4 protein-coding genes are annotated in these 3,535 nt (G+C 67.7%); 3 read left to right on the top strand and 1 reads right to left on the bottom strand.

Going from position 1 to position 3,535, the window contains the following annotated elements:
• On the bottom strand, nt 1-541 hold a 541-nt coding region (locus VGE49_RS01755; protein ID WP_473964826.1), incomplete at its 3' end, for a type III PLP-dependent enzyme domain-containing protein.
• Nucleotides 542-801: 260 nt separating this feature from the next.
• Here VGE49_RS01755 and phnC point away from each other — a divergent pair.
• From phnC to phnE, 3 genes are read left to right on the top strand one after another with little or no spacing between them, the layout of a single operon-like run.
• Nucleotides 802-1,599, top strand: coding sequence for a phosphonate ABC transporter ATP-binding protein (phnC, locus tag VGE49_RS01760; RefSeq protein WP_331032870.1), 798 nt, complete (start codon nt 802-804; stop codon nt 1,597-1,599).
• A complete protein-coding gene (gene phnD, locus VGE49_RS01765) occupies nt 1,596-2,600 on the top strand; it encodes a phosphate/phosphite/phosphonate ABC transporter substrate-binding protein (protein WP_331032871.1) in 1,005 nt (334 codons plus the stop codon). Before phnC ends, phnD begins: the two co-directional genes overlap by 4 nt.
• On the top strand, nt 2,597-3,421 hold the full coding sequence (gene phnE, locus VGE49_RS01770) for a phosphonate ABC transporter, permease protein PhnE (RefSeq protein WP_331032872.1): 825 nt from the start codon (nt 2,597-2,599) through the stop codon (nt 3,419-3,421). The genes phnD and phnE overlap by 4 nt, the downstream gene beginning before the upstream one ends.
• Nucleotides 3,422-3,535: the final 114 nt, after the last annotated feature.

The following is a 3,535-nucleotide window of genomic DNA, read 5'->3' on the forward strand; positions in this document are numbered from 1 at the left end:
GGAACGACACGCCCATCAGGCCGTCCTGAACCGCCTGGCGCACGGCCAGCAGCAGGGCGGGGGCCTGATCCGGCGAGACGCCGAACTTGCCCGACAGCGAATAGGCCGCGCCGTCCGCCGACACGCCCATGCGCACGACCAGGTTCAGGTCGGCCGCATTGCCGGTGGCGTCGAGGATCTTGGCCAGCTCCTCTTGGCAATCCAGCGAGAAGGTGCGGACGCCGTGATCGAAATAGGCGCGGGTGATCGCGCCCCGGCTCTTGACCGGGTGCATGAAGGCCAGGCGCGCGTCGGGGCTGACCGAGCGAACCAGCTCGATCTCGGCCAGAGACGCCACGTCAAAGGCGTTGACGCCCGCCTCGACCAGGGTCTCGATGACCCAACGCGACGGGTTCGCCTTCACCGCATAGAAGACGTCGGCTTTTAGATTATCCTGGAACCAGCGCGCCGCTACGGAAACCGAACGCGGCCGCACCAGGGCGACGGGACGTTCGGGGGACCGCTCACGGACCAGGTCCAGGGGAAGCTGGTACGTGCGCAATTCACGTAACCCCCTGCTAATTGTTAACCCAGACCGGCGTTAGCAGCGCTTAACGGTTAGACCACGGGGTCCGCCGGAACGCGCGATTTAGGGACCGCAGACTGTCATGTAAAGAGGTAATTTCGTGGTCAAACCGGTCGCTTGGGCGCGTATGACCGTCGCAGGGTGGACGAAATCGACGCAGACGTGTCATTAAGACTTGCCGAACCGCCGCTGGCGCGTCATGCGGCGCCCCTTCTCGCAACCGCATCCACGGGTCCATGAGTTCTTCAACAGCCGCCGTCGCGTCCGTACGCGACGTCTCGAAGACCTACGGAGCCAGAAAGGCGCTCGACGGCGTGTCCGTCGATGTGGCCGCCGGCGAAATGGTCGCCCTGATCGGTCCTTCCGGTTCGGGCAAGTCCACGCTTCTGCGCTCCATCACCGGCCTTCACCCGATCGACCCCGGCAAGGGCGAGATCCAGGTGTTCGGCCAAACGGTCCAGAAGAACGGCCGCGTCACCGGCGCCGTGCGCCAGGCGCGTGGCAAGCTGGGCATGATCTTCCAGCAGTTCAACCTGGTCGGCCGGCTGTCGCTCTTCTCCAACGTCATGCTGGGCGCGCTGGGGCGCCTGCCCGGCTGGCGCGGCGTCTTCGGCCTCTGGCCCAAGGGCGACAAGGACCGGGCCATGGCGGCCTTGCACCGCGTCGGCGTGTCCGACTATGCGGCCCAGCGCGCCAACACCCTGTCCGGCGGCCAGCAGCAGCGCGGCGCCATCGCCCGCGCCCTGGTCCAGGGCGCCCAGGCCATCCTGGCCGACGAGCCGGTGGCCTCGCTCGACCCCGTCTCCGCCCGCAAGGTGATGGAGCTGCTGGTCGAACTGAACAAGCGCGACGGCCTGGGGGTGATCGTCACCCTGCACCAGGTCGACTACGCCATCCGCTACTGCGACCGGGTCATCGCCCTGCAAAAGGGCAAGGTGGTCTATGACGGCCCCTCGACCGGTCTCGACACCAAGCGTCTGATCGACATCTACGGTCCCGAGTTCGAGGACGCGTTCTGGGAAGCCAAGGTATGACCCGCATCTCACTCACCCGCCGTCTGGTCGCCGTCGCCGGCGTCGCCGCCCTGGCCGTCGGCCTGGGCTCGTGCGGCAAGAGCGAAGACAAGGCCGGCGGCGCGCCGACCGAGATCGTCTTCTCCATCCTGTCGGCCGAAGGTCAGGCCTCGTCCGGCCCGCTGTGGCAGCCGCTGCTGGACGACATGTCCAAGGCGACCGGCGTGACGGTCAAGCCGTACTTCGGCTCCAACTACACCGTGCTGGTCGAGGCCATGCGCGGCAACCAGACCCAGGTGGGCTGGTTCTCGGCCAAGCCGATGCTCGAAGCGATCGAGCGCGCCGACGCCGAGGTCATCGCCCGCATCGTCGATCCCGAAGGGCGCGACAGCTACCAATCGACCCTGATCGTCAAAAAGGGTTCGGGCGTCACGCTGGATCAGGTTCTGGCCTGCGGCAAGACGCTGGACTTCGGCCTGGGCGACGCCCAATCGACCTCGGGCACGCTGGCCCCCCTGACCTTCCTGTTCAATCCGCGCGACATCGATCCGGCCCAGTGCTTCAAGACGGTGCGCGCGGCCAACCACCAGGCCAACGCCTTCGCGGTCGCCACCGGCGTGGTCGACGTGGCCACCTCGAACACGGTCAACACCGTCTTCATCAACCGCGAGAACCCCCAGATCGGCGCCCAGCTGGAAGACATCTGGACCTCGCCGCCGATCCCCGAGTCGGGCATCGTCGTGCGCGACGATCTGGACCCCGCGCTGAAGGAAAAGATCCGCAGCTTCTTCCTGACCTATGGCCAGGGCGAAGGCGCCGAGGCCGAGCGTCAGCGCCAGGTGCTGCTGGGCCTGAACTATTCGATGTTCCGCGCCGCCGACGACAGCTACCTGAACCCGATCCGCGAAATGGTCGCCGACCAGAAGCGCACCGAAGCCCGCGCCAAGGGCGACACCGCCGCCCAGGCCGCCGCCGAGCGTGAACTGCAACGCCTTCGCGCCCTGCGTGAGGTCCAGCCTTGAGCCCGACCACCGCCGCCACGACCGTGCCGGACACGCCGGTTCCCCAGCCGCCGTCGAAATCGCTCGGCGCCTGGGCGCTGGACGTGCTGATCTGGGGCGGCGTCGCCGTCCTGCTGGTGTTCAGCTTCGGCCCCGTCGACCTGGGCAATTTCCCGCGCCTGTTCAACAACGCCGAACACACCCAGGTCTTCGCCCGCGAGCTGCTGCGTCCGGACTTCACCGACTGGCGCCTGTTCGTCGAAAAGATGTGGGAGACGGTGCAGATCGCCCTGTGGGGCACCTTCATCGCCGTCTTCCTGGGCGTGCCCATGGGTCTGGCCGCCGCCCGCAACATCGCCCCGGTGTGGGTGGTGACGCCGGTGCGCTGGGTCATGAACCTGCTGCGTTCGATCCCCGACCTGGTCATCGGCCTGCTGTTCGTGGTCGCCGTGGGCCTGGGCCCCTTGCCCGGCGTCCTGGCCATCGCCCTGAACACCGCCGGCGTGCTGGCCAAGCTGTTCTCCGAAGCGGTCGAGTCGATCGACAAGGGCCCGGTCGAGGGCGTCCGCGCCACCGGCGCCTCCAAGCTGCACGAGATCGTCTGGGGCGTGATCCCCCAGGTCGCGCCGCTGTGGACCTCGTTCGCCCTCTATCGCTTCGAATCCAACAGCCGCTCGGCCACCGTCCTGGGCCTGATCGGCGCGGGCGGCATCGGCCAGGTGCTGTTCGACCGGATGAACGCCTTCGACTTCAACGCCGTCTCGGCCATCGTCATCATCATCGTCGTGGCCGTGACCGCCATCGACATGCTGTCCCAGGCGATGCGCAAGCGGTTGCTCTGACATCGGGCGGGGCGGGGCTTCGGCTCCGCCCCCTTCGACGTCCGCGCCGGCTGCGGCGCCATGCCGAACGCGCCGGCCATCGTATCGACGCCGGCTATCCCCCTGAATGACCAA

The organism is Brevundimonas sp. (assembly GCF_036405315.1).
Taxonomy (GTDB): Bacteria; Pseudomonadota; Alphaproteobacteria; order Caulobacterales; family Caulobacteraceae; genus Brevundimonas.